We start from the raw sequence: 24,235 nt of genomic DNA, 5'->3' as shown, positions 1-24,235 counted from the left end.
GTGATTAACTTATGACTCTGTTCGCTGTTGGGCGCGTACGCGCAGTAATTTTTGCTGAATATACAAAGCAGCTCGGATCAGAAGATCACGGTCATCTTCTTGTAAACGGTTATAGCGCAGTGTGATCGGGTATTGAGTCTGCTTTTCATCTGAGTCGTCTTCATGCACTTTAGTTCCACATGCAGCTACGTTTGCATAACAGTATATTGCAGCGGGCGGGTGCTCAAGAAACAGCTTTACTCTAACAGATGTACCAACAGTAAAAGGGGAATTTGAAACAAAGGTCAGCTGACTCGCACCAAAACTGTCGGTGATATAACGAAAATCAGGGTTATCTTGTTGAGATAATACAAAAGAAAGCAGTAAGTTGATTTTACTGTTTTGGGCTGCAAGATAAGTTAGCAGTGCTTTATTGTCTTCCTTACCAAAACCTTTAAGCGTGCGTTCTGCGCTTTCTTCTAAACCGCTGCATTCGCTGGCGACACGAAATAAAGGCGGAATTTCCTGAATAAACGCTTGTTCATCAGGCAAGCACTCATCGCTTGCTAGAGGTTCTACGTTTATGGTTAGCCCTGTATGGACTGAAAAATATTCGTCCTGTTCCATGTCGCTCTCGTTATTAATTAACATTCGCAACTATTCCCTGTATTACAGGTCGAACAGCTATACGAGTGTTAGTATTTATTCATAATTACTCGATTATCACTTAGGTATTGCATTCGAGCAAGTAAACACATCTGACTGTACGTTTTTTACCCTCTGTTTTCACATTAGTTTTACGCAGTTGCATGGTAATCAAAGGCAGCAACGGGTATTCTTTCTTTACTTTATACAAGGGATGGTTTCTCTAACCTATGTTTCATCCAGTATCTTTTTTTATCGGTCTACGCTATCTGCGTGGTCGTTCAGGTGACCGATTCAGTCGCTTTGTATCATATATGTCCACGGCAGGTATCACCATTGGCGTGTTGTCTTTAGTGACTGTACTTTCCGTTATGAATGGCTTTGAGCAACAACTAAAAGACCGAATTTTAGGTGTTTTGCCTCAAGCTGTTATTTCTCAAGATGATGGGCGCATGCTTGTATCAGATACCGTTCCTAACTCATTGAAACAATTATCCCATGTTACTCATGTCACGCCGATCACCCGTGGTGAAGCGGTACTGCAAAGTGCATCGTCTTTAGCGGCTGGTAATATGATAGGGATTGATCCTAGCTATTATGAACCCATCGCAATGGACATGACGGTTGGGAAATTAGATAACCTAATTCCTAGCAGCTATCGCGTTGTTATTGGTCAAGCGTTAGCGAATCAGCTTGGGGTGCAAGTGGGTGATAAGATCCGCCTAATGGTAACCAGTGCCAGCCAGTACACACCATTAGGGCGTATTCCTAGCCAGCGTAACTTTACCATTGAAGGTTTCTTCGACACAGGCTCTGATGTTGATAAGCAACTTATTCTGACTAATATCCAAGATGCTGGAAAATTACTTCGCTATAAAGCGGATCAAATAACGGGATGGCGGTTATTTCTCGATGATCCTTTTGCTGTGACTGAACTTGCTCAAGTATCCATGCCGAATGATTGGCAATGGTCTGATTGGCGAGAACAACGCGGTGAGCTGTTTCAAGCCGTTAAAATGGAAAAGAATATGATGGGCTTAATGCTTGGGCTGATCATTGGTGTCGCTGCATTTAACATTATTTCAGCCCTGATTATGGTGGTGATGGAGAAACAAGCAGAAGTCGCTATTCTAAAAACCCAAGGTATGACTAACCGCCAAGTACTGATGGTATTTATGGTTCAAGGTGCAAGCAGTGGTGTTATTGGTGCGGTGAGCGGTGGTGTGCTAGGCATATTACTGGCGTCAAATTTAAACACGGTTATGTCAGTTTTTGGTGTGCAATATCTTATGGCAGGTGGGTCTCTACCAATCGTTATTGAACCTCTACAGGTTATGTTTGTTATTTTAGGTGCTATTTTGTTAAGTCTTATTGCCACTATTTTCCCTTCTTATCGTGCGGCATCTGTTCGTCCTGCTGAGGCATTGCGTTATGAGTAATTCGTTATTAGTTTGTCATGGTTTACGTAAAATCTATCGCGAAGCTCAGCTTGAAACTGAAGTGTTGAAAGGGGTTAGCTTTGCCATTGAACCCAATGAATTAGTCGCAATCGTCGGCTCTTCAGGTTCAGGAAAAAGCACGTTATTACACTTATTAGGTGCACTTGATGAGCCCAGTGATGGTGATGTGTTTTTTAAAGGTCAAAAATTGAATTCGATGAGCGCGAATAAGCAAGCGAAAATTCGAAATCAAGAGATAGGGTTTGTTTACCAATTCCATCACCTACTTGCCGATTTTAGTGCCATGGAAAATGTCGCAATGCCATTATTGATCGGTGGTATGGCAACAGATAAAGCCGAGTTAAAAGCAAAAGCCATATTAGACATGGTGGGTCTTAGCCACCGCTATGAACATCGACCTTCAGAATTGAGTGGTGGTGAGCGTCAACGTGTTGCCTTTGCTCGTGCATTGGTGAATAACCCATCAATTGTATTGGCTGACGAACCTACGGGTAATTTAGATCATAAAACGGCACTCGAAATCTATGATCTGATGTGCAAGTTAAATAAAGAGTCGGGCACAGCCTTTTTAGTGGTCACTCATGACAATGAATTAGCGGCGAAGTTAGATCGTTGTATGCATATGCAAGACGGTAACTTGGTTCAGGTTGAGGTAGCTTAATGTTTCGACCTTTATCTCTTTATATCGGTAGCCGTTTTAGCCGAGCGAAACAACGAAACCGCATGGTATCGTTCATTTCTATTTCTTCTATTTTGGGGATTGCCGTTGGTGTAGCAGTCATCATCATAGGGTTATCGGCTATGAATGGTTTTGAACGTGAATTACAAAATCGCGTATTGGCTGTTATTCCTCATGGTGAACTAGAAGCTGTAAAAGCACCGTTGACTGAGTGGCAACCCATACTTGAAACGGTAAAAAAACACCCACGAGTAACGGGTGCTGCACCGTATGTTTCATTTACTGCTCTGCTTGAAAAAGGCAGCAATCTAAAAGCGGTAGCAGTGCGTGGTGTAAACCCTGAAGAGGAAATACAAGTCAGTGCGTTACCACAGTATGTAAAAGATAACGCTTGGCAGCGTTTTTCTGCGGGCAACAAGCAGATTATTTTAGGGCAAGGCGTTGCTCAAAAATTACAGATTGGAGTGGGTGATTGGATTACAGCAATGATCCCAAATGCCGACTCAGAAAAAAAGCTACGTGCACCACATCGTATTCGTTTACAAGTGTCTGGCTTATTAGCACTTGGTGGTCAGATTGATCATAACTTTGCGATTATACCGTTAGCTGATGCTCAGCAGTATTTGTCGATGGGCGAGGGAGTCTCGGGAATTTCGTTGAATGTCGATAATGTGCTCGATGCTCAATCTATTGTTAGAGAAGTCGGCTTTACTTTGCCTGTGTATGTCTATTTAAAAAGCTGGACACAGAAATATGGCTACCTGTATCGAGATATTCAGATGGTGCGTACCATTATGTATTTAGTCATGGTGTTAGTGATTGGTGTTGCTTGCTTTAATATTATCTCAACCTTGATGATGGCTGTAAAAGATCGGGCGCCAGACATTGCTATTTTACGGACAATGGGTGCCACTGATGGGTTAGTGAAATCCATCTTCATTTGGCATGGCTTATTATCAGGTGTTGTCGGTAGCCTTGTTGGATCGATTATTGGTTCTTTCGTGGCGGTAAACCTGACGAGCTTGGTTAAAGGACTCGAAACGCTGATCGGACACCAGTTTTTATCTGGTGACATCTACTTTGTGGATTTCTTACCAACCGAGTTAGAGATTAAGGATGTTGCGGTTGTTGCTATAACGGCCATTATTTTAAGTTTACTTGCGACCTGGTATCCCGCACGCAGGGCAAGCGCCTTACAACCAGCACTGGTGTTGAGCGCAAAGTAGCATGCTGTTTTAGCTCGTAATACTCATCTAGGTTGCTATAAGTAAAAAACCGTCATTGCGACGGTTTTTTTGTTTTAAGGGAAGGTAGCTTAATCTCTTCAGATTGAAGTGGGCTTCTTATCTTTCTTAAAAAACCAACTGATAATAAGAGTCATAATGCCCAACCCTAGGGTTGCAAGGGGCGCTAACATAAGAGCTACCGTTGTAATGCGTGCCACCTTTTCAGGTAAGAAGGTGAGCGAGTAGCCGATACCTGTGAGCAGTAACACCCAGGCGATGGCACTTAACCAAGCAAAGCGAAAAAAGTGCACTTGGTTCTTAATCCGTATCCCCATCATCAAAGGCAATAGAGAACGCACGACAGGAATAAAGCGGGCTATAAAGAGTGCAATTAAACCGTGACGAAAAAGTAGGTTATCAACGGTTTTCATTTTTTGTGCAGGGACTAAATTTACCCAAGACTGTACTTTAGGCAAATGCTTTAGCCATCGTCCCTGCATATAAGCGACCCAGCTTCCAATAGCTGCCGCGAGCGTAAGCAGTAAAACAATAACTTTAAAATCAATGATTCCCATCGCACCTAATGTGCCAGCTAAAATGACGATACTGTCGCACGGCAAGGGTGCTGCAGGTAAGAACGCGCTTTCTAAGAAAATGACAAATGTTACGCAAAAATAGATCATTGCGATGCTTTCAGGGTTTTCTAGAATACTAAAATTTTGATGCCATAGTGCCGAGAAAATAGCCATGAATGACTCGAACATACGGGTTACCTTTCTGTTATTAATTAAATATATAAATAAATAGCGAGTTGAAAGGTATTGTTATGTTCGTGTATGAATGAATTTGTACTGTAGATTGTTAAAATGCTGGCTGTTAAGTACATATCGCCGCTCAGACAAAGCGAACAACTTTGTGAGAGCTTGTTCTGCTACTTTGTTTGTCGCTGACAATAGAGTGGCAAAGTAGAGATAGTACTGAATATCATGTAACGATGTAGGGAGGGTTCGCCATTGTCGTTTTTGTTCAACACGGAGGCTGCGTTGGGGTGGAATATAGGTTTCGTGATTATCATTCTGAACGAAAGCGTGTGCAAAAATGACTTGGCTGTTAACCGTTTGCTTGGTTACTTCCGCAATATTAACTGTTATCGACAATACTAAAAAAGTACTGAGTAACAAATAGTTTAATATTTTACGCAAAATAATTGCCCAGAAAAGAAAGCCTCATGTCTTTTACTCAAGTTTGAAAATAAAAGCAATCTGTTTATGGGGCGGGCTGCAATAGAATGAAGTATTTGAGTGTAAATAGTAACCATTGAGGTGTTTGAGTTGGAGAACCATAGACAGTCGTGAACTCGCTCTAAAATATAATTGTAGTGAAAACAAACATATTCAAGGTAAATGTGGTCACTCTCATTTTTAAGGGAATGGGTGCTTTTTTGCTTGCTGCATTATTTATATAAACGTAAAAAAACCTCGCGAGCGAGGTTTTAGTGAAATGCTGCATTCAATGCTTATTGGGTTTCTAAATGAGTCTCAGCTGCGAAATTTACGTTTCTTCCAGCTTCTTACTACCGAGTAACGCCATAAACCGCGAATACCAAAGTAACCGATTAAAGAAAAAATAATGCCAGTAGTAAAGCAGCCAAGCATAAAAGGTGGACCTATCTGGCTCATTTGATGAAGTAAAAACTCCCAAGACAGCTCAAAATGAAATGGCTGTTGAGGGGAGTTCATCAACCAAGCCCCTACCTTATATGCACCATAAAATAACACGGGCATCGTAATAGGGTTGCTAATCCAAACTAATACAATAGAAAGAGGGAGGTTTACACCAAATAGAATGGCGAGTCCGGCCGCCATTATCATCTGGCTGGGCAGTGGAACAAACGCCATAAACAAACCCACAGCAAAAGCCCCCGAAGCAGAGCGGCGATTAAGACACCATAGGTTCGGGTTATAAAGCACATTACCGAAAATTTTAAGAGCTTTTTGGCGCTTAATTGTTTCGTGATTTGGTAAAAAACGTTTAATAAGTTGTCTTGGCATCGATATACATACGCTTTGAAAACAATGAGCTGAAAGTCATTAATTGCGAATACTAAGTATTAAAACATAAAGCATGAAAATACTATTTTAAATCAACAGGCTTAAGGCAATACACAATGAACCAAGCGGTTACTGGCATTGCAATAGGGCTTTTGTTTCTTCATTGGTGGCATGCCATTCCAGATTATCTCTGGTTTGTGACAGCCATAATGCTAGGAGCCATAGTTTCTTATTTTTTACGTATTCATTTATTGATCTGGATTGCGTTAGGTGCCGCTATGGCAGCTTTAAGTGTAAATGTTTATACAAACTCAGTAAAAGAAATGCCCATTGACCGCGAGAATATTACCATAGTTGCTAAGGTAAGTAGTCTACTTAATAGTGATATCCCCACTAATACAATAGATTTCAAACTCTTAATGCTTAATTCTTATCCAATAGATTCACCTTATCCTTTAAACGTCCGCTTAAATTGGCTACAGCCTCCTGAGATGTATCAAGGTCAAATTTGGCAGCTAACAGTGAAGCTTCGCCGTCCGTATGGGCGATTGAATAGTGCAGGTTTTGACGCTGAAAAGTATTTCGTTGCAAACGGTATTCATGGGCGAGGCACCGTTTTAAGCGGAACGATTGTAGACAGCTCTTACATCGATAGCCTTAGTGTAGAACAAACAGCACGAACACCGAGTAACAATAGTTCGGTTATTACCTTACGGCAGCGTATTTTCACTCAGGCAATGACAGAGTTGGCTGATAAAACCCATAAAGCTTATTTAATGGCTTTAGGCTTTGGCGTACGGGATGCGTTAGAGCTTCATGATTGGCAACGGCTAAGAGACAGTGGTTTAGCCCATTTAATGGCAATTTCAGGTCTACATATCGGTTTGGCGATGTTATTAGGCTGGTGGCTTGGCAGTAAAATATGTGCGCTTTTGCCGGAGCTTCATCGCTTTATATGGTTACCGTTATGGAGTGGTTTTGCGTGTGCGCTGGGGTACGCATGGTTAGCGGGTTTTAGTTTGCCGACGGTACGCGCAGTATTAATGTGTGCAATTGTGATGATTTTAATCAGGTTACGCATTCAGTGGCCAGGCTGGAAAATTTTTATGGTTGCTCTGGCTATTTGTTTAATACTCAACCCGTTAGCGTCTTATGCCGCGGGCTTTTGGATGTCTTTTACTGCAGTCTTCATTTTATATCTTGCGAATTTGAGTGGTGTAAGGCAACAGCACACAGTTCCGACTGAAAACAATATTCACTATCAGAAAGACCTATTGTGGGAAAAGATGAAAGTATTAGCACAGTTACAGTGTGTGTTATTGCTATTTATGTTACCGCTTCAATGGTATTGGTTTGGTGGGATATCGCTACTTGCACCATTCATCAATTTTGTCTCTGTCCCTTGGGTGAGTACATTGACTGTGCCTTTGGTTTTAGCTGCCATTGCGACGGTGTGGTTTCCTTGGTTATCGAATGTTTTTTGGCAATTAGCCGATTGGACCTTATATCCTGTTATTTGGTTGGCTGAGCAATCTGTTGGCACGTGGTTATCGTTATCATCTGCGTGGTTACCTTTCCTTATCGGGGGAATGGCGTGGGCAGCGCTAGGGTGGTTTATTTCTTGGCGTAACTTCAAATGGATACACATCTCAATTTTGATTGTCTTCGTATCTTGGGGGATCCCTATATTTTTCCAGCAAGCGATGTCTACGTTGGTGACTTTTAATCAGTCGTTTTTAGCTAATGATGTTGATATAAGCCATGATGAATCTTCAATAGGTGATGTTGCTTCACCGCTATGGACAGTCAATATGTTGGATGTTGGGCATGGTCTTGCAGTGTTAATTGAGCGTAACGGGAAAGCGGTTTTATATGATACGGGAAACCGTTGGCAACAAGGCAGTATTGCTACATCTGTCATAGAACCCGTGCTGAGAAAGAAAGGCATTAATCAGTTAGACGGGGTAATTTTGAGCCATGCAGACAGTGATCATGCTGGTGGTTTCGATATTATATCTCAGCAGTTTGAACCAATTTGGAAGCGTAGCAGTGATCGTCGAGATGGTTTTCTTCCCTGTATGCAAGGAGCCCTCTGGCAATGGGAAGGGCTCAACTTCGAGGTGTTGTGGCCACCTAAAATCGTTAAACGGGCGGCTAATCCTCATTCTTGTGTCGTGCAAATAAGCGATCGGAATATTCATACAGTGAAACCAACCAACGTACTACTGACAGGTGATATTGATGCGATATCTGAATTACTTTTGGCTCGCCAATACCCAGATCTTGCGCCTGATATCTTATTTGTTCCTCATCATGGCAGTAAAACTTCGTCGACCAATACGTGGCTGGCAGGTATGTCTCCTGAACTTGCACTTGTATCAAGTGCTAAATATAACCCTTGGAATTTACCATCAACACAAATCAAGCAGCGTTATATAGATAAAGGCACCAGGTGGTTAGATACCGCACAAACCGGACAAGTTTCCATTGCTATAGAAGCTGGCAGCAGAAAAACGCAACGCTATCGACAAGATATTGACGATACTTGGTATCGACGTTTATTTGCGGATGAATGATGCTTTTTAGGCGTGAAGATGCAAGAAGTTAGGCTGATAATGTCGGTAGGCTTTTTAGAACAAATACAGCTGTATAATCAATGAGCAAAAAGTAGATAAGGCATGCATCAATGGCTTAACTTATTTGGCGCAATCCTCGTATCAGAGTAGAATGATACGAATTGTTTCTAAAATAAATGAATATTAATGACGCAACCTACTGAACAATCAACATTGGATACGTATAAACGACTTTGGCCGTATATCAGTTTCTATAAGGCTGGCTTATCAGTCGCGGTCGTTGCGCTAATCATTAATGCATTGGGTGATACCCTAATGTTATCGATGATTAAGCCACTTCTTGATGAAAGCTTCGGTGGATTAGAGAATATCGAATCAGACTTTCTTTCTATGATGCCATATTATTTAGTCGGATTAATGATACTGCGTGGCGCGAGTGGCTTTGTATCAACATACTGCTTGTCTTGGGTGTCTGGCAAAGTTGTAATGAATTTACGCCGTGGCTTGTTTAATCACTTCATGAAAATGCCAGTGAGCTTTTTTGATAAAGAATCTTCTGGTGCCTTACTTTCTCGAATTACTTATGATTCAGAACAAGTTGCTTCTGCGACAAGTAGCGCGCTAGTTAGCATGGTACGTGAAGGTGCATCTATCATTGGCTTAATGGGATTGATGTTCTGGAACAGCTGGCAGCTTTCGGCCATTTTATTGGTTATCGCTCCTGTTGTCGCATTCAGTATTCGCCTTGTGTCTAAGCGCTTTCGTAAAATTTCAAAAAATATGCAAGATGCAATGGGTTCTGTTACATCATCTGCAGAGCAAATGCTAAAAGGGCACAAAGTCGTATTAAGTTACGGTGGTCAAGATGTTGAAAAGAAACGTTTTGATTCTGTTAGTAATAATATGCGCCAGCAAACAATGAAGTTAGTGTCTGCGCAGGCGATTGCCAACCCTGTGATTCAGGTAATTGCATCGTTTGCTTTAGTGGTTGTATTAGTCTTGGCTAACTCTGAAGCATTACGTGCTGAGCTTACTCCTGGTACATTCGCTGTTGTCTTTGGTGCAATGTTTGGTTTGATGCGTCCTTTGAAAGCATTAACCAATGTTACTTCGCAATTCCAACGCGGTATGGCTGCTTGTCAAACCTTGTTTGAATTGATGGATCTTGAAACTGAAAAAGATAACGGCAAGCATGAAGTTGCGCGTGTAAACGGTGATATTCAAGTTAAAGATGTTACGTTCACTTATCCAACCAAAGATACGCCAGCATTGCGTAATGTGTCGTTTGATTTACCTGCAGGTAAAACACTGGCACTTGTTGGACGTTCGGGTTCGGGTAAGAGTACGATTGCGAATCTATTAACGCGCTTTTACGATATTGATTCAGGCGAATTGATATTAGATGGTCGCGAGGTTAAAGATTATCAATTATCAAACCTACGCGATCAGGTTGCAGTCGTTTCTCAAAATGTGCACCTTTTTAACGATACCATTGCAAATAACATTGCTTACGCAAGCGGTGACAGCTTCAGTCGTGCTGATATTGAAAAAGCCGCAGAGCTTGCTTATGCGATGGATTTCATTAAAGACATGCCACAAGGCTTAGACACAATTATTGGTGAAAACGGTGTTAGCCTTTCAGGTGGTCAACGTCAACGTTTAGCCATTGCTCGCGCATTATTACGTAATGCGCCAGTGTTGATTTTAGATGAAGCTACATCGGCCCTTGATACTGAATCTGAACGTGCTATTCAGTCGGCATTGGATGAATTGCAAAAAGATCGCACTGTATTAGTGATTGCTCACCGCTTATCAACCATTGAAGGTGCCGACCAAATCTTAGTGGTTGATGATGGTGAAATCATCGAACGTGGTACGCATGGTGAATTGATCAAACATGATGGTGCTTACGCGCAACTTCACCGTATTCAGTTTGGTGATTAATGGCTGCACTTATTGAAAAGTTTTGGTTTGGGCATCATCCGAAAGGTTTGATGCTGTTACTGAATGTACTTTTTTGGCCAGTGTTTTGGCCATTGAGTAAACTCTTTGGTTTTATCAGTGTTCGTCGCCGTAATAAGTACCAAACGGGTGAAAAGGTCGCTTATCGGGCACCAGTGCCTGTTGTTGTTGTTGGTAATATTACAGCAGGGGGCAATGGTAAGACGCCTGTTGTTGTATGGCTCGTTGAACAGCTACAAGCGAAAGGGCTTAAACCGGGGGTTGTTTCTCGTGGTTATGGTGGTAAAGCGCCACATTACCCTTATTTGGTGGAAGGTAATACTTCCACTGAGCTCGTCGGTGATGAACCTGTATTGATTCGTCGAAGAACGGGTGCACCTGTTGCGGTATCACCCATCCGATCTGATGCAGTAATGATGTTACTCGAACATGATGTTGATGTGATTATTACCGATGACGGTCTACAGCATTATGCACTCGCAAGAGACATCGAATTTGTTGTTATTGATGGTCAACGCCGCTTTGGCAATCAGCAATTACTGCCATTAGGACCATTACGTGAAACGTGTGATCGCTTAGCCGAAGTTGATTTCTTGATTTGTAACGGTGGAAAGGCGAAAAAAAACGAAGCACCGATGCACCTGCAGCCCTCAGCATTAATTAATGTTAAAACGGGCGAGCGATGTTCAATTAATGAATTAGAGAATATTGTGGCAATGGCCGGCATTGGTCATCCACCCCGTTTTTTTAAAACATTAGAAGAACTGGGAGTAACACCTGTACATTGTCAGCCATTTACTGACCATCAGGCATTCTCAGAAACGGAATTAAAACATTTGGCCCAACAGGGACAACATTTAGTAATGACAGAAAAAGATGCGGTTAAATGCCACGCTTTTGCGCAGTCGAATTGGTGGTATGTACCTGTAGATGCAGTGATACCCACATCGAATGCGACTGCCATTATTAATCGAATAATTAAGGTAAAGGAAGAATATGGATCACCGTCTGCTTGAAATCGTAGCATGCCCAGTATGTAAGGGTAAATTGAACTACGATAAAGAAAAAAATGAACTGATTTGTAAGTTTGATCGTCTAGCTTATCCTATTCAAGATGGTATCCCTGTATTGATTGAACCTGAAGCGCGAACGCTGAGTTCAGACGAGGTAAAGTAATGTCATTTACGGTAGTTATTCCAGCGCGTTATCAATCAACCCGTCTGCCAGGTAAGCCTTTGGCTGATATTGGTGGCAAGCCAATGGTTCAGTGGGTGTACGAGCAGGCTAGTAAAGCCGGTGCAGATCTAGTGATCGTAGCAACGGATGACCAACGTATTGTAGATGCCGTTAAAGCCTTCGGCGGAGAAGTTTGTTTAACGCGAGATGATCATGAATCAGGCACAGAGCGCCTTGCTGAAGTGGTTGAAAAATATCAGTTAGCCGATGATCATATTGTCGTTAATGTACAAGGTGATGAACCATTAATTCCTGACACCATTATTCGACAAGTCGCAGATAATCTAGCAAACAACAATGCACCAATGGCAACGCTAGGTGTCGAGATTGATCACGAAGATGAAGTGTTTAATCCAAATGCGGTAAAAGTTGTGTTGGATAAAGATGGCTATGCGATGTATTTCAGCCGAGCATCTATTCCTTGGGATCGTGATAACTATGCGAAATCACCAAAGGAAATTCATCATAATTTATTACGTCATGTCGGTATTTACGCTTATCGTGCCGGGTTTATAAATACTTACATCAACTGGGAACCAAGCGCCCTTGAAAAAGTGGAAGCATTAGAACAGCTTCGCGTACTTTGGTATGGCGAAAAAATCCATGTTGCTGTTGCTATTGATGCGCCTCCCGCGGGTGTTGATACACCGGAAGATTTAGAGAAAGTACGTGCATTAATTGGCTAAGAGTCGTAAACGTTCATCGTTAGCTGTAAATAGCCGTTATCCACGTTTCATTTGTTTATCAATAAGACGTTGATAGACAAATAAAAAGACCACTCAAGCGAGTGGTCTTTTTTTATCTTATCTTTTGAAAAGCCAACTTTAAAACAGATTACACTTTCGCAGTATCAGCCGTTGTATCTGTTTCAAGGTCTTGATTGAAGATGGTGTCATCAGCTTGACCCAGTACACGAGAAGTAATGGTACCGGCCGTCATTGCACCACTAACGTTTACAGCAGTACGGCCCATATCAATCAATGGTTCGATTGAAATAAGCAGACCAGCAAGCGCAACTGGCATATCAAGTGCAGAAAGAACAATTAGAGCAGCAAATGTTGCGCCACCACCTACACCTGCAATGCCAAATGAACTGATTGTTACAATTGCAATAAGCGTTGCAATGAAACCAGGGTCTAGTGGGTTAATGCCAATGGTGGGTGCAATCATTACTGCAAGCATCGCAGGGTATAAACCTGCACAGCCATTCTGGCCCATTGTTGCTCCGAATGATGCCGAGAAGTTTGAAACACCTTCACCGTTACCCAGTTGCTTAACTTGTGTATCAATATTCAGTGGGATAGTGCCAGCGCTTGAACGCGAAGTGAAAGCAAATAGCAGTACCGGAAGAATTTTCTTCAAGAAACGAATTGGGTTAACGCCGACGAATGAAACAAGAACCAAATGCATAACAAGGATCAGTGCTAAGCCAACGTAAGACGCGATCACAAAATTAATTAGGCTTAGAATATCAGCATAGTTAGAGCCTGCGACAACCTTGGTCATTAACGCAAGAACACCGTAAGGCGTTAGGCTAAGTACCATACGTACTAATGTGCGAACAATTTCTTGAGCAACGTTAATGAACTTTTCGAAGCTTGCACCCAAGTCAGGGTGAGTGCGCATAACACTCAGGCTTGCTACACCAATGAAAGCAGAGAAGATAACAACGGCAATGGTGGATGTTGCACGGCTACCTGCTAAGTCAGCAAATGGATTACCAGGAAAAAAAGAAATAACCATGTCAGCAAACGACACAGCTTCAATGTTCGTTAAGCGTGATTCAAGCATTTCACCACGTGCAATTTCTCGTGCGCCTTGCACAATACCATCAGCAGATAAGCCAAACATATTGCTAACAAGAATACCAATTAACGCTGAAGCCGCTGTTGTTGCCAACAGAATACCAATGGTTAACCCTGAGATTTTACCCAGTGAACCTGAGTCTTTCACTTTCACGATAGCGCCAATGATAGACACCATGATTAGCGGCATGATGATCATTTTCAGTAGGCTGACATAACCCGCACCAACAATGTTCACGTACTCAAGTGTGTCTGCAACTATCTGGCTACCACCACCATAAATAAGTTGTAATGCACCACCAAAAAGTACCCCTAAACCAAGGCTTGTAAATACGCGCTTAGAAAGAGTTTGTTCAGTGCGCTGCTGCTTTAGCAATAAAGCAATGAGTAGGGCAAAAAATGCCAAGTTGATAATGGGATAAATCATGGATGGAATCCTAAAAAAGAGAAATTAAGTCGTAAGTCCGTTTACTTACTTATTAAAAGGGTTGTGTCTAAAAATGTTTAAGAAATACCGACAGAAGCATCAATATGCTTAGGGCGTAGATAATATGACGTGAGTCGCAAAACCGTTAGTACTTTTAGGTGAATTTGCTATGTAAAAATCGCACATAATAAAACTTTTAGTAATAAGGGCCGTGATGTGCGCTTCAATCAGAAAAGCGAAATAAAAGAAGTATTTGCTTGGTGAATAAAAAAGGCCAGCAATGAATGCTGGCCTTATGTTTATTTGTTGCAGCAGATTGTATGGTTCGTTTTTTACTAAATATTAACGCAATTTTACTAAGACGCTTTAAAGCGTAGTACTGCTATCGTCTTCACTTAAAATTTCGACTGGGTTGATATCAGCATTTTTATTGGCTTCATCCGCTTTGTCTTTTTCAACGTTTGCTGCTGTATCGCGTATTCTTTGCCAAATCTGCCCCATGGTTTCATGCCAATAGCGCTCAGTCTGCTCTAGGTACTTTGCTTTAGGCGCGTATCTATCCCATGGTTGCTTAATCTTATTACTGGCTAAGAAATTCGTGGGTGCGGGGGTTGGGGTTAGCCCTGCCTGATTAAACTCATACAATGCGCGTGTCATATGGCTTGCAGAGGTAACGAGCACCATATTCTTATCACCCACAACAGAGGCTGCTTGAAACGCTTCTTCCCAAGTATCACGGGCAGTTTCAAGTAATAAAATATCAGATTTGTTCACCCCTAGCGCTAATGCGACTTTTGCCATCATACGTGCTTGGCTTATATCACTGCCTCCACCATAACCGGATAGAATCAATTTAGATCCAGGAAAGAGCCGATAAATGCGCATGCCTTCAGATAGGCGCATTAGGGCAGTACGAGATAATTCGGATGTTATTGGCATTGCCTTGTCAATAACATGCCCACTTCCAAGTACCATTATGTAATCAACAGGCGTTGACGACGGGACAAATGGTTGGTTTTCTGTTTCTAATGGGCGTAATAAGCTAGTCGCAATCGGTTGGAAAGAGACCATGAAAATTCCTAAGAACGCAAAAGCGATAAAGCAAGAAGCAAGTCCTTTTCGACGGGTAAACCATAAAATCAATAACCCGATAAACCCAAGAATAAGCATCGCGGGTAGGGGCATAAGTAAGGCAGATATCATTTTTTTTAGTTCAAACATGTAATGTCGTCCGAAATTTCAGCAATCAAGCTTGAAAAAGCATCACAAGCCTTTATTCCTATAACGCTTGTGAGAAAATAAGCTTCACTTTTTTTGAACCACTATCATAACGTAAAGTTGCCGTGATCGAAGATCGAAATTTTGATGATTTAGCGCAAAAATTTGCGAAAAACATATATGGCACTGCCAAAGGGCAGATCCGACAAACAGTTGTCTGGCAGGATATAGAGCAGATTCTATCTGGGTTCGACGGTGATATTCCGCTGCGTATTTTAGACGCTGGTGGGGGTATAGGACAATTGTCACAAAAAGTTGCAGAGTTAGGCCATCATGTCACTTTATGTGATCTTTCTGGTGAAATGCTGACACTAGCCGAGCAGGAAATTGCTAAAAATGGACTTCTTAAGCAATATCGCTTAGTTCATAGTCCTGTTCAGCATATTGGTGACCATCTTGATGAACCTGTCGATTTGGTGCTTTTTCATGCAGTGATGGAGTGGCTATCGGACCCAATAACGGTACTTGATCAATTATTGAAACAAGTCAGACCTGGCGGTGTCATTTCAGTGATGTTTTATAACTACAATGGGTTGCTATTTAAAAACCTAATTTGTGGTAATTTGACGCACATAGAACAAGGTATGCCTCATCGTAAGCGTTTTAAGCTACAGCCGCAGCAAGGTATTAAGCCTGATGAGGTGTATAGTTGCCTGATAAACGCTGGATTAACTATTTTAGGCAAAACTGGCGTACGCACTTTTCACGATTACATGCAAAATGCGATGGTTGGTGATTACAGTTTTGAACAAGTTCTTGAGATGGAGCAAAAGCTTTGTCGTCAGGAACCTTATTTGTCTTTGGGGCGCTATATTCACGTTTATGCACGTAAACCCTTGTGCGAAGAGATGCAAGTGAACGGCAGTAACTGTGAATAAGCACTATTTACCCTTATAAAAGAACATATTACCCATAGAAAAGAACATAACAGCACTAAGGACAACGGATGAGTGAAGTTTCCCAGACCGTTCCTGAGTTGGTGACTTGGGTTAAGCAGCATGATTTCTCGCTTAACTTACCAACCGAACGGCTGGCGTTCTTGTTGGCGATTGCTGTATTAAGTGGCGATCGCTTTGATGAAGAATTAGGGGAAGGAGAGTTGATTGATGCGTTCCGTATTGTGAGCGATTTATTTGATCAATCAAAAGAAACTCTAGCCTTTCGTGCCAACAACGCCATAAATGAATTAGTACGTCAGCGCTTAATTACGCGCTTTACCAGTGAGATGAACGACGGTGCAAGTATTTACCGTTTAAGTCCATTAGCGCTAGGTATAACAGACTACTACGTACGTCAACGTGAGTATTCGACGCTGAAATTGTCAATTCAATTAGCGATGGTTGCTGATGAAATTAACAAAGCAGCAGATGCCGCACAAAAAGGCGGTGACGAGAAGCACTGGCGACTGAATGTTCACGCAGTATTGAAATATTCAGTGGCAGAAATTTTTGACCGCATTGATTTAAACCAACGCACAATGGATGAGCAGCAACAGCAGGTGAAAACCAATATCGCTGAATTGTTGACTCAAGATTGGCGTGCGGCAATTACCAACTGTGAAGCATTGCTTAACGAAACATCAAGCACGTTACGTGAATTGCAAGATACCTTGCAAGCTGCAGGTGACCAATTACAAACGCAGTTATTGATCATTCAAGAAGAAATACAAGGCAATATTGAGCTGGATTTCGTTGATGGTATGATCTTTATTCTACAAACGAAGCTAGACCGTATTATTAATTGGGGTCAGCAAGCGATTGATTTGTGGATTGGTTATGATCGCCACGTACATAAATTTATTCGAACAGCTATCGATATGGATAAGAACCGGGCATTTAGCCAGCGTTTACGCCAATCGGTAACAGATTACTTCGACACCCCATGGCTTCTTACATATGCCGATGCCGAACGATTACTTGATATGCGCGATGAAACCTTAGTTTTACGTGATGATGAAGTAACAGGTATCGTACCTGAAGAAATGGAATTTGAAGAACTTAGCCTAGTCAATGATCAGCTTTCTGATCAAGTTGCTGAAATGCTAAAAGCCCATAAAGAAACAGGTGCAGCTATTAATTTGAGCTCGCTTCTGAAAGATTATTTGGCTCAACACCCACAAGCGCGACATTTTGATGTAACGCGAATTGTAATTGATCAGGCAGTAAGACTTGGGTATTCCGAATCTGACTTCAATGCCACTCAGCCTGATTGGGAAGCGATTAATGAACATGGAGCCAAGGTACAAGCCAATGTCATCGATAAATATTGAAGAATATATGCCTGAAAAACTGGCAAAAGCGATAGCTAACCCACTTTTTCCGGCGTTAGATAATGCGCTCCGATCTGGTCGTCATGTTTCTAGCGAAGATTTAGATAACCATGCTTTACTGATCGAGTTTGAGCGTGAATTAGGTATGTTTTACCGCCGTTACAATGCCGAACTTATTCGCGCACCAGAAGGGTTCTTCTATCTGCGACCACGTTCTACGTCATTGATTGGTCGTTCAGTCTTGTCTGAAATCGACATGCTGGTCGGTAAAGTGCTGTGTTTCTTATACCTTAGCCCTGAGCGCCTTGCCCATGAAGGTATTTTTACCAATCAAGAGTTGTTTGATGAACTGTTAGTGTTAGCTGATGAAAAAAAACTAATGAAGTTTGTTACACACCGTGCCTCGGGTTCCGATCTTGATCGTGAAAAACTGTACGACAAAGTGAAAACGTCGCTTCGTCGTTTACGTCGTATCGGTATGCTTATCCCAATTGGTGAAAATGGTAAATTCCGTATCAGTGAGTCGGTATTCCGTTTTGGTGCAGATGTACGAACGGGTGATGATGTGCGCGAAGCGCAATTACGCCTAATTCGTGATGGTGAAGCCGTTGTGCACCAACAAGAACCAAGTCAATCAAGCTTACTTGATGGGTTTGATGCGGATGACACTGAACATCATGATTCAGAGCCGACAATGCAAGAGGGTGAAATCTGATGGAACGCGGTAAGTATCAATCACTCACAATGGTCAATTGGAACGGCTTTTTCGCTCGCACTTTTGATATCGATAATTTGGTTACCACATTATCTGGCGGTAATGGTGCGGGTAAATCCACCACCATGGCTGCATTCATCACGACGTTAATTCCTGATCAAAGTCTTCTGCATTTTCGTAATACCACAGAAGCGGGTAGTTCAAACGCATCTCGTGATAAAGGCTTGCACGGTAAGTTAAAACCGGGTGCGTGTTATGCGGCATTGGATGTTGTTAACTCGAAAAAGCAGCGTATTATTTTTGGTGTAAAACTGCAGCAAGTAGCGGGTCGCGATAAAAAAGTCGATATTAAACCGTTCCTTATTCAAGGTTTGCCATCACACGTAAAACCGACTGAATTATTGATTGAAACCTTGTCTGAAAATCAGGCTCGTGTTCGTCAAATTAATGAAGTGAAAGAAATTGCGGGTGAATATGAAGGTGTGCAATTTAAAGCCTTTAATTCTGTTACGGATTATCACACGCAAATGTTTGAATTTGGTGTATTACCAAAGAAATTGCGTAATACCCAAGACCGTTCTAAATTCTATCGTTTAATTGAAGCATCACTTTACGGTGGTATTTCAAGTGCTATTACCCGTTCGTTACGTGACTACTTATTACCACATAACTCCGGTGTGAAAAAAGCTTTCCAAGATATGGAAGCGGCATTGCGTGAAAACCGCATGACATTAGAAGCGATTAAGCTGACTCAAAGCGATCGTGATTTATTTAAGCATTTGATCTCTGAAGCAACACACTATGTTGCGGCTGATTATATGCGTCATGCTAATGAACGTCGTAATAAGTTAGAAATAACGCTGAAATTACGTGGCGAATTATTAGGTTCACGCAAGATACTGGGCGATCAAAATAACTCACTGACTAACATGTCAGGCGAGCTAGACGAATTAAATGATCGTGAAAGTGCTTTAGAGCAAGATCATCAAGCAGCGTCTGATCATCTGCAACTTGTACAAAATGCAGTACGTCAGCAAGAAAAGATCGAACGTTATAAGGAAGATCTAGAAGAATTAACCGAGCGTCTTGAAGAGCAGGTAATGGTCGTTGAAGAAGCGGCAGAACAACTTGCAATGGCTGAAGAACAAGCCGTATTAACTGAAGAAGAAGTTGATAGCTTGAAGACGCAGCTTGCTGATTACCAGCAAGCATTGAATATGCAGCAAACCCGTGCCTTACAATATCAACAAGCGGTTCATGCTTTAGAAAAAGCGCGTGAACTGTCTAATGCTAATGATTTATTGGCTGATAACGCACCTGCATATTTGTCGCAACTAAAGCGTGACCAAGAATTACAAACCACCGCTTTATTGGCGCTTAAACACAAGTTGGATATGTCGTCTGCGGCAGCTGAACAATTTGAGAAAGGCCTGAAAATTGTCCAGACCATTGCGGGTGCGATTGATCGTGCAACTGCTGGTCAAAAAGCCCGTGAATTAATCATTCATGCTCGCCGCCTTCGTGCGGTTTCAGAACGAGGCGATCAGCTAAAAGGTCAGTATCGTGATCTTGAACGTAGTGTGCGTAATCAACGTCAAGCGGTTGAGCTGGCAGAAAGTTACAGCAAGCGTTTTGCAACTGTTATAGATAGCGAGTTAGTGTTAGCTGAAGAGCAAGCTCGTCATGAAGCAACGTTCGAAAGCCTTGAGCAAGAACAAGATACATTAGTTGAACAACGTAATGATTTACGTCGTCAAGAGCAGCAACTAGGCACTCAAATTAAGTCTTTAGAAGCATCGGCACCCGCATGGATTGCCGCATCTGATGCACTTGAAAAACTGTCTGATCAGGTCGATGCAGAATTAACAGACAGTCAGTCTGTTATGAATAATATGCAACAAACGTTAGATAATGAACGTGAAGTCTCTGCTCATCGTGATCAACTTGCCCAGCGTAAGCAGCAACTTGAGTTGAATATTGAACGTCTTGCTCAACCTGGTGGTAGCGATGATACGCGTTTACGTGGCTTAGCCGAGACACTTGGTGGTAGCTTGTTGTCTGAAATTTATGATGACATCACTTTAGCGGACGCCCCATATTTCAGCGCAATGTACGGCCCTGCTCGCCACGCTATTGTTGTACCAGACCTCAAAGATGTTAAAGATAAGCTCGCCGCATTAGAGGATTGCCCAGACGATCTTTACATTATTGAAGGCGATGTTGATTCATTTGATGATAGCGGCTTTGATGTTGATGAATTAGACGGTGCGATATGCGTTCACTTGAATGATCGCCAATTGCGCTACTCTCGCTATCCGAAGGTGCCACTGTTTGGACGAGCAGCTCGTGAGCAACGTCTAGAGCAGTTACGTGAAGAACGTGATCAGCTGATTGAAGACCACGCGAAATCGGCATTTGATTCGCAAAAGCTACAGCGTTTATATCAGAGCTTTAATAGCTTTGTTGCGACACACATGTCGCTAGCATTCAATGCCGATCCTGAAGCAGAATTAAAGCTTGCAAGAGAAAAACGTAATCAAGCGACCCGTCAATTAGCTGATGCCGCTGCTAAAGAGCAACAGCAACGCAGTCAGCTTGTCGCTGCGCGTGAAGGGTTAGCATTATTAGGTAAATTGAATCCGCTTGTTAATCTGTTAGAAGATGAGACATTAACAGCTCGCTTTACAGATGTAGAGCAACAGCTTTTACAGCTTGATGAAGCGCGTAATTACTTAGACCGCCATGGCAAAGCCATTACAGAGCTTGAAGGCCTAGTGTCTGCTCTGGATGCGGATCCTGAGCAATTTGATGCGCTACAAACAAGTTATGTTGATGCAGATAGCCGCCTACAGGCTCTGAAGACACAGATTTTTGCTGTGGCAGATTTGGTAGAGCGTCGCCATCACTTCACGTATATCGACTCTGTTGAGTTAGTGAATAAAAGCTCAGAGCTTAATGAGCAGCTTAAAGCGAAATTGGTAGCAGCAGAGCATGAACGTACACGTTGCCGTGATGCCCTGAAACAAGCACGTGCACAAGCGAATCAGTACAACCAGTTAATGGCATCGTTAAAAAGTTCGCATCAAGCTAAACGTGAAACAGTGCTAGAGTTCGAACGTGAATTGCAAGAGTTGGGTGTTCGTGCTGATATTGAATCAGAAGAACGTGCACGCATTCGCCGTGATGAGCTTAACGAACGTCTACACAGTTCGCGTAACCGTCGCAGCGAGTTAGAAAAAGCAATTACATCCATTGAACTCGAAATGAAATCGCTGGTGAAACGCCTGCGTAAAGTCGGTAAAGACTACCAAGATATTCGTAAGTTAGTAGTGAATGCGAAAGCTGGCTGGTGTGCAGTATTGCGTTTAGCGCGCGAAAATGATGTTGAACGCCGTCTACACCGTCGTGAAATGGCGTACATGTCAGCTGATGAATTACGTTCATTATCAGATAAATCATTAGGTGCTTTACGTCTTGCGGTAGCAGACAACGAAAACTTGCGTGATGCTTTACGTTCATCCGAAGATATCTCGCGTCCAGAGCGAAAAGTACTGTTCTACATTGCTGTTTATCAACACCTTCGTGAACGTATTCGTCACGATATCATTCGTACCGACGATCCGGTTGAAGCGATTGAAGAGATGGAAGTTGAACTTGCGCGCCTTACTGAAGAGCTAACAGCACGTGAACAACGTTTAGCTATCAGCTCTGATTCTGTTGCGAATATTATTCGTAAAACGATTCAGCGTGAGCAAAACCGTATTCGTATGCTAAACCAAGGGTTGCAAAATATCGGTTTTGGTCAGGTTAATGGTGTACGTCTAAACGTTAAAGTACGCGAGACGCACGAATCATTACTGAGTGGCTTGGCTGAACAGCAAGATCAACACCAAGATTTATTTGGTAATAACCGCCTAACCTTCTCTGAAGCTATTGCGAAGTTGTTCCAGCGCCTAAATCCTCATATTGATATGGGTCAGCGTTCACCACAAATCTTAGGTGAAGAGTTACTGGATTATCGAAACTACCTAGAATTAAGTATTGAAGTAAACCGTGGTACAGACGGTTGGTTACAGGCTGAATCTGGCGCGTTATCAACGGGTGAAGCCATTGGTACGGGCCAGGCAATTCTACTGATGGTGATTCAAAGCTGGGAAGAAGAATCACGCCGTTTACGCGGTAAAGATCTTATCCCATGTCGCTTATTGTTCTTGGATGAAGCCGCACGTTTAGATGGTAAATCCATCGCGACATTATTCGAACTTTGTGAGCGTTTGGATATGCAATTATTAATTGCAGCACCAGAAAACATTAGCCCTGAAAAGGGAACTACCTACAAGTTAGTGCGTAAGATTTTCAAAGATCGAGAGCACGTACATGTGGTGGGTCTTCGTGGTTTTGGACAAGAACCAAAGAGCGAAACAAACATACAAGAGATGTTAGATTTGAATCCTGCATAATAGCTTATATATTGAAAAGGCCAGAGAAATCTGGCCTTTTTTATATTTCAAATATATTCTCGGCTTTCTCCCTGCCACGTAATTCCTTTTTTCTCCCCCTAGTATTGTCTTGTTTGTAAGATCATTTTCTCAATGTTTAATAACGGCCCCGATAAATTTATCACACCTCAAATTACTCCTAAAATTTCATTACCAATCTGATTTGCTAGGTGGGTATTAATGTTGGGTTCGGCCATCCAACATAACAATTTCTGTAATCTCGTAGGGGTGATGACATGAAAAAAATAATTTTAATGGTGCTCACCATGTTTGTGGTGGTTGGGTGCGGTGGTGGCGGCGGTGATTCTAGTACAACATCGGCTTCTGATAGTGATTCAGGTGATTCTGGTGGCGGAACAGCAACAAGCAGTGACGGTGCGAAAGCAGATGTGCCAATCTCTGTTGATGTCGTCGTACCGCCAACAGAAGTACCTGATGGTGATGAATTGCAAGCTTGTGTTGCTATCGATGCTGTAAGTGTGACGGATTTAGCCGGCACGATTACAGAGTGGACAACCAAAAGCATGAACAACCCAGATGAAATCAGTAATAAGCAATGTATTCCTGCTGATTCCTCTATTCCGGTTGATAATGATGGTTACCCAAAATTTATTGTGATCGATCTTCATGACTTAACTGATGTGGATATCATTCAGTTAATTTCTGATCAGTTAGTGGCAGCTGGCGAATATACTGGTATGTCGTTGTCTGTTATTCAGGGTACGTATGATTCACTAATAGGAGACACTCTTGGTCAGCCACAATATTACTCTTATGTTGGTGATGCTTTAAATAAACAATATATGGAAGTGGTGGATGAGCTGTCTTTTGATGGGCTAGATATTAATATCGATGTGCCAACGACTTATACCATGACATTTGATCTTAGAAGCATGTTGCAGATGCTCGAAAATGCGTATTACTTGAAAAATAAAGGATTACGTTTAGTCGATAATTTAATGGCCGCAACTATTTATGGTGATGTTGATCCGGCAACATGTGATTCTGCAGATAATGCGTATGTGTATCTTTATGACAGTGATGACTCTGGTTATGGTGATTTAGGGTCTGATAACCCACCAGTTCACACGGCGAAAGTGGTTGATAGCCAGTATTCAATGGGCTATGTGCCAGAAGGAACATACGATGTTATGTTAGCGTGTAATGCGTTGGCAGATTTACCTAATCAGATTGATTTAGATATCGATCTAGATGAAGATTCTATGCATGATGACCAATCTGTTAGTGGTGGGCAAGAATACTATAAGCCTTTCTAACTGAGCATTTGTTGTATGAGATAAAAGTCGAGAAACCTTTTAAGGTTTCTCGACTTTTTAGTTTTTATATCGTTTTTTGTTGGTGATTTATTCAGCGGTTATTCAGGTAAGGTGGGTCATTATAGTCCAATTTAATTCGATCGATCTCTCA

19 protein-coding genes are annotated in these 24,235 nt (G+C 42.1%); 13 read left to right on the top strand and 6 right to left on the bottom strand.

The genetic code is table 11. From position 1 onward, the window contains the following. Positions 1 to 9 precede the first annotated feature (9 nt). Complete coding sequence (locus C9J12_RS11015; protein WP_107242865.1) at positions 10 to 606, bottom strand: PilZ domain-containing protein; 597 nt, start codon at positions 604 to 606, stop codon at positions 10 to 12. Between the two features lie 248 nt (positions 607 to 854). On the opposite strand from C9J12_RS11015, the gene lolC reads away from it, so the two are divergent. The 3 genes from lolC to lolE are packed head-to-tail and all read left to right on the top strand — an operon-like array spanning position 855 to position 3,989. Then, entirely contained in the window at positions 855 to 2,063 is a 1,209-nt protein-coding gene (lolC, locus tag C9J12_RS11010) for a lipoprotein-releasing ABC transporter permease subunit LolC (RefSeq protein ID WP_107242760.1), read from the top strand. Then, positions 2,056 to 2,745 (top strand): lipoprotein-releasing ABC transporter ATP-binding protein LolD, encoded by a 690-nt coding sequence (gene lolD, locus C9J12_RS11005; protein WP_107242759.1) that lies wholly within the window; start codon positions 2,056 to 2,058, stop codon positions 2,743 to 2,745. The genes lolC and lolD overlap by 8 nt, the downstream gene beginning before the upstream one ends. Next, entirely contained in the window at positions 2,745 to 3,989 is a 1,245-nt protein-coding gene (gene lolE / locus C9J12_RS11000; RefSeq protein ID WP_107242758.1) for a lipoprotein-releasing ABC transporter permease subunit LolE, read from the top strand. The genes lolD and lolE overlap by 1 nt, the downstream gene beginning before the upstream one ends. 98 nt (positions 3,990 to 4,087) lie before the next feature. Here the strand turns inward: lolE and C9J12_RS10995 are convergent, their stop codons facing one another. The 3 genes from C9J12_RS10995 to C9J12_RS10985 all read right to left on the bottom strand — a co-directional run bounded on the left by C9J12_RS10995 (position 4,088) and on the right by C9J12_RS10985 (position 6,040). Next, positions 4,088 to 4,753 (bottom strand): DedA family protein, encoded by a 666-nt coding sequence (locus C9J12_RS10995; protein WP_107242757.1) that lies wholly within the window; start codon positions 4,751 to 4,753, stop codon positions 4,088 to 4,090. Positions 4,754 to 4,813: 60 nt separating this feature from the next. After that, entirely contained in the window at positions 4,814 to 5,191 is a 378-nt protein-coding gene (locus C9J12_RS10990) for a hypothetical protein (protein WP_107242756.1), read from the bottom strand. Positions 5,192 to 5,527: 336 nt separating this feature from the next. Next, positions 5,528 to 6,040, bottom strand: coding sequence for a DUF2062 domain-containing protein (locus C9J12_RS10985; RefSeq protein ID WP_107242755.1), 513 nt, complete (start codon positions 6,038 to 6,040; stop codon positions 5,528 to 5,530). Positions 6,041 to 6,156: 116 nt separating this feature from the next. Between C9J12_RS10985 and C9J12_RS10980 the strand changes: the two genes are divergently transcribed. The 5 genes from C9J12_RS10980 (at position 6,157) to kdsB (ending at position 12,500) form a co-directional block, all read left to right on the top strand. Then, a complete protein-coding gene (locus C9J12_RS10980; protein WP_107242754.1) occupies positions 6,157 to 8,616 on the top strand; it encodes a DNA internalization-related competence protein ComEC/Rec2 in 2,460 nt (819 codons plus the stop codon). A gap of 186 nt (positions 8,617 to 8,802) precedes the next feature. Beyond that, the gene (msbA, locus tag C9J12_RS10975; protein WP_107242753.1) at positions 8,803 to 10,560 is read left to right on the top strand and encodes a lipid A ABC transporter ATP-binding protein/permease MsbA; all 1,758 of its coding nucleotides are present in this window, start codon (positions 8,803 to 8,805) and stop codon (positions 10,558 to 10,560) included. Beyond that, a complete protein-coding gene (gene lpxK / locus C9J12_RS10970; RefSeq protein WP_107242752.1) occupies positions 10,560 to 11,594 on the top strand; it encodes a tetraacyldisaccharide 4'-kinase in 1,035 nt (344 codons plus the stop codon). Before msbA ends, lpxK begins: the two co-directional genes overlap by 1 nt. Beyond that, positions 11,575 to 11,754: a Trm112 family protein gene (locus C9J12_RS10965; protein ID WP_006233570.1), complete on the top strand. Its 180-nt coding sequence runs from the start codon at positions 11,575 to 11,577 to the stop codon at positions 11,752 to 11,754. Before lpxK ends, C9J12_RS10965 begins: the two co-directional genes overlap by 20 nt. Continuing rightward, positions 11,754 to 12,500, top strand: a complete 747-nt coding sequence (gene kdsB, locus C9J12_RS10960; RefSeq protein ID WP_011219052.1) for a 3-deoxy-manno-octulosonate cytidylyltransferase — start codon at positions 11,754 to 11,756, stop codon at positions 12,498 to 12,500. The genes C9J12_RS10965 and kdsB overlap by 1 nt, the downstream gene beginning before the upstream one ends. 148 nt (positions 12,501 to 12,648) lie before the next feature. Here kdsB and C9J12_RS10955 read toward each other — a convergent pair whose 3' ends face one another. Together C9J12_RS10955 and elyC are read right to left on the bottom strand one after the other, a co-directional pair. Then, the gene (locus tag C9J12_RS10955; RefSeq protein WP_107242751.1) at positions 12,649 to 14,046 is read right to left on the bottom strand and encodes an L-cystine transporter; all 1,398 of its coding nucleotides are present in this window, start codon (positions 14,044 to 14,046) and stop codon (positions 12,649 to 12,651) included. Positions 14,047 to 14,412: 366 nt separating this feature from the next. Further along, positions 14,413 to 15,267, bottom strand: coding sequence for an envelope biogenesis factor ElyC (elyC, locus tag C9J12_RS10950; protein WP_107242750.1), 855 nt, complete (start codon positions 15,265 to 15,267; stop codon positions 14,413 to 14,415). A 122-nt stretch (positions 15,268 to 15,389) separates the two neighbouring features. Between elyC and cmoM the strand changes: the two genes are divergently transcribed. The 5 genes from cmoM (at position 15,390) to C9J12_RS10925 (ending at position 24,084) form a co-directional block, all read left to right on the top strand. Then, a complete protein-coding gene (cmoM, locus tag C9J12_RS10945) occupies positions 15,390 to 16,202 on the top strand; it encodes a tRNA uridine 5-oxyacetic acid(34) methyltransferase CmoM (protein WP_107242749.1) in 813 nt (270 codons plus the stop codon). Positions 16,203 to 16,270: 68 nt separating this feature from the next. Beyond that, positions 16,271 to 17,593 (top strand): chromosome partition protein MukF, encoded by a 1,323-nt coding sequence (gene mukF / locus C9J12_RS10940; protein WP_107242748.1) that lies wholly within the window; start codon positions 16,271 to 16,273, stop codon positions 17,591 to 17,593. Next, positions 17,574 to 18,308, top strand: a complete 735-nt coding sequence (gene mukE, locus C9J12_RS10935) for a chromosome partition protein MukE (protein ID WP_107242747.1) — start codon at positions 17,574 to 17,576, stop codon at positions 18,306 to 18,308. Before mukF ends, mukE begins: the two co-directional genes overlap by 20 nt. After that, positions 18,308 to 22,768 carry a chromosome partition protein MukB gene (gene mukB, locus C9J12_RS10930; protein WP_107242746.1) on the top strand — a complete coding sequence of 1,487 codons (4,461 nt, stop codon included), beginning with the start codon at positions 18,308 to 18,310 and terminating at the stop codon, positions 22,766 to 22,768. Before mukE ends, mukB begins: the two co-directional genes overlap by 1 nt. A gap of 275 nt (positions 22,769 to 23,043) precedes the next feature. Further along, entirely contained in the window at positions 23,044 to 24,084 is a 1,041-nt protein-coding gene (locus tag C9J12_RS10925; protein WP_107242745.1) for a hypothetical protein, read from the top strand. The last annotated feature ends 151 nt before the right edge of the window (positions 24,085 to 24,235 follow it).

Source organism: Photobacterium frigidiphilum (assembly GCF_003025615.1).
GTDB classification, from domain to species: Bacteria; Pseudomonadota; Gammaproteobacteria; order Enterobacterales; family Vibrionaceae; genus Photobacterium; species Photobacterium frigidiphilum.
This window is presented reverse-complemented; position numbering and strand designations above follow the sequence as displayed.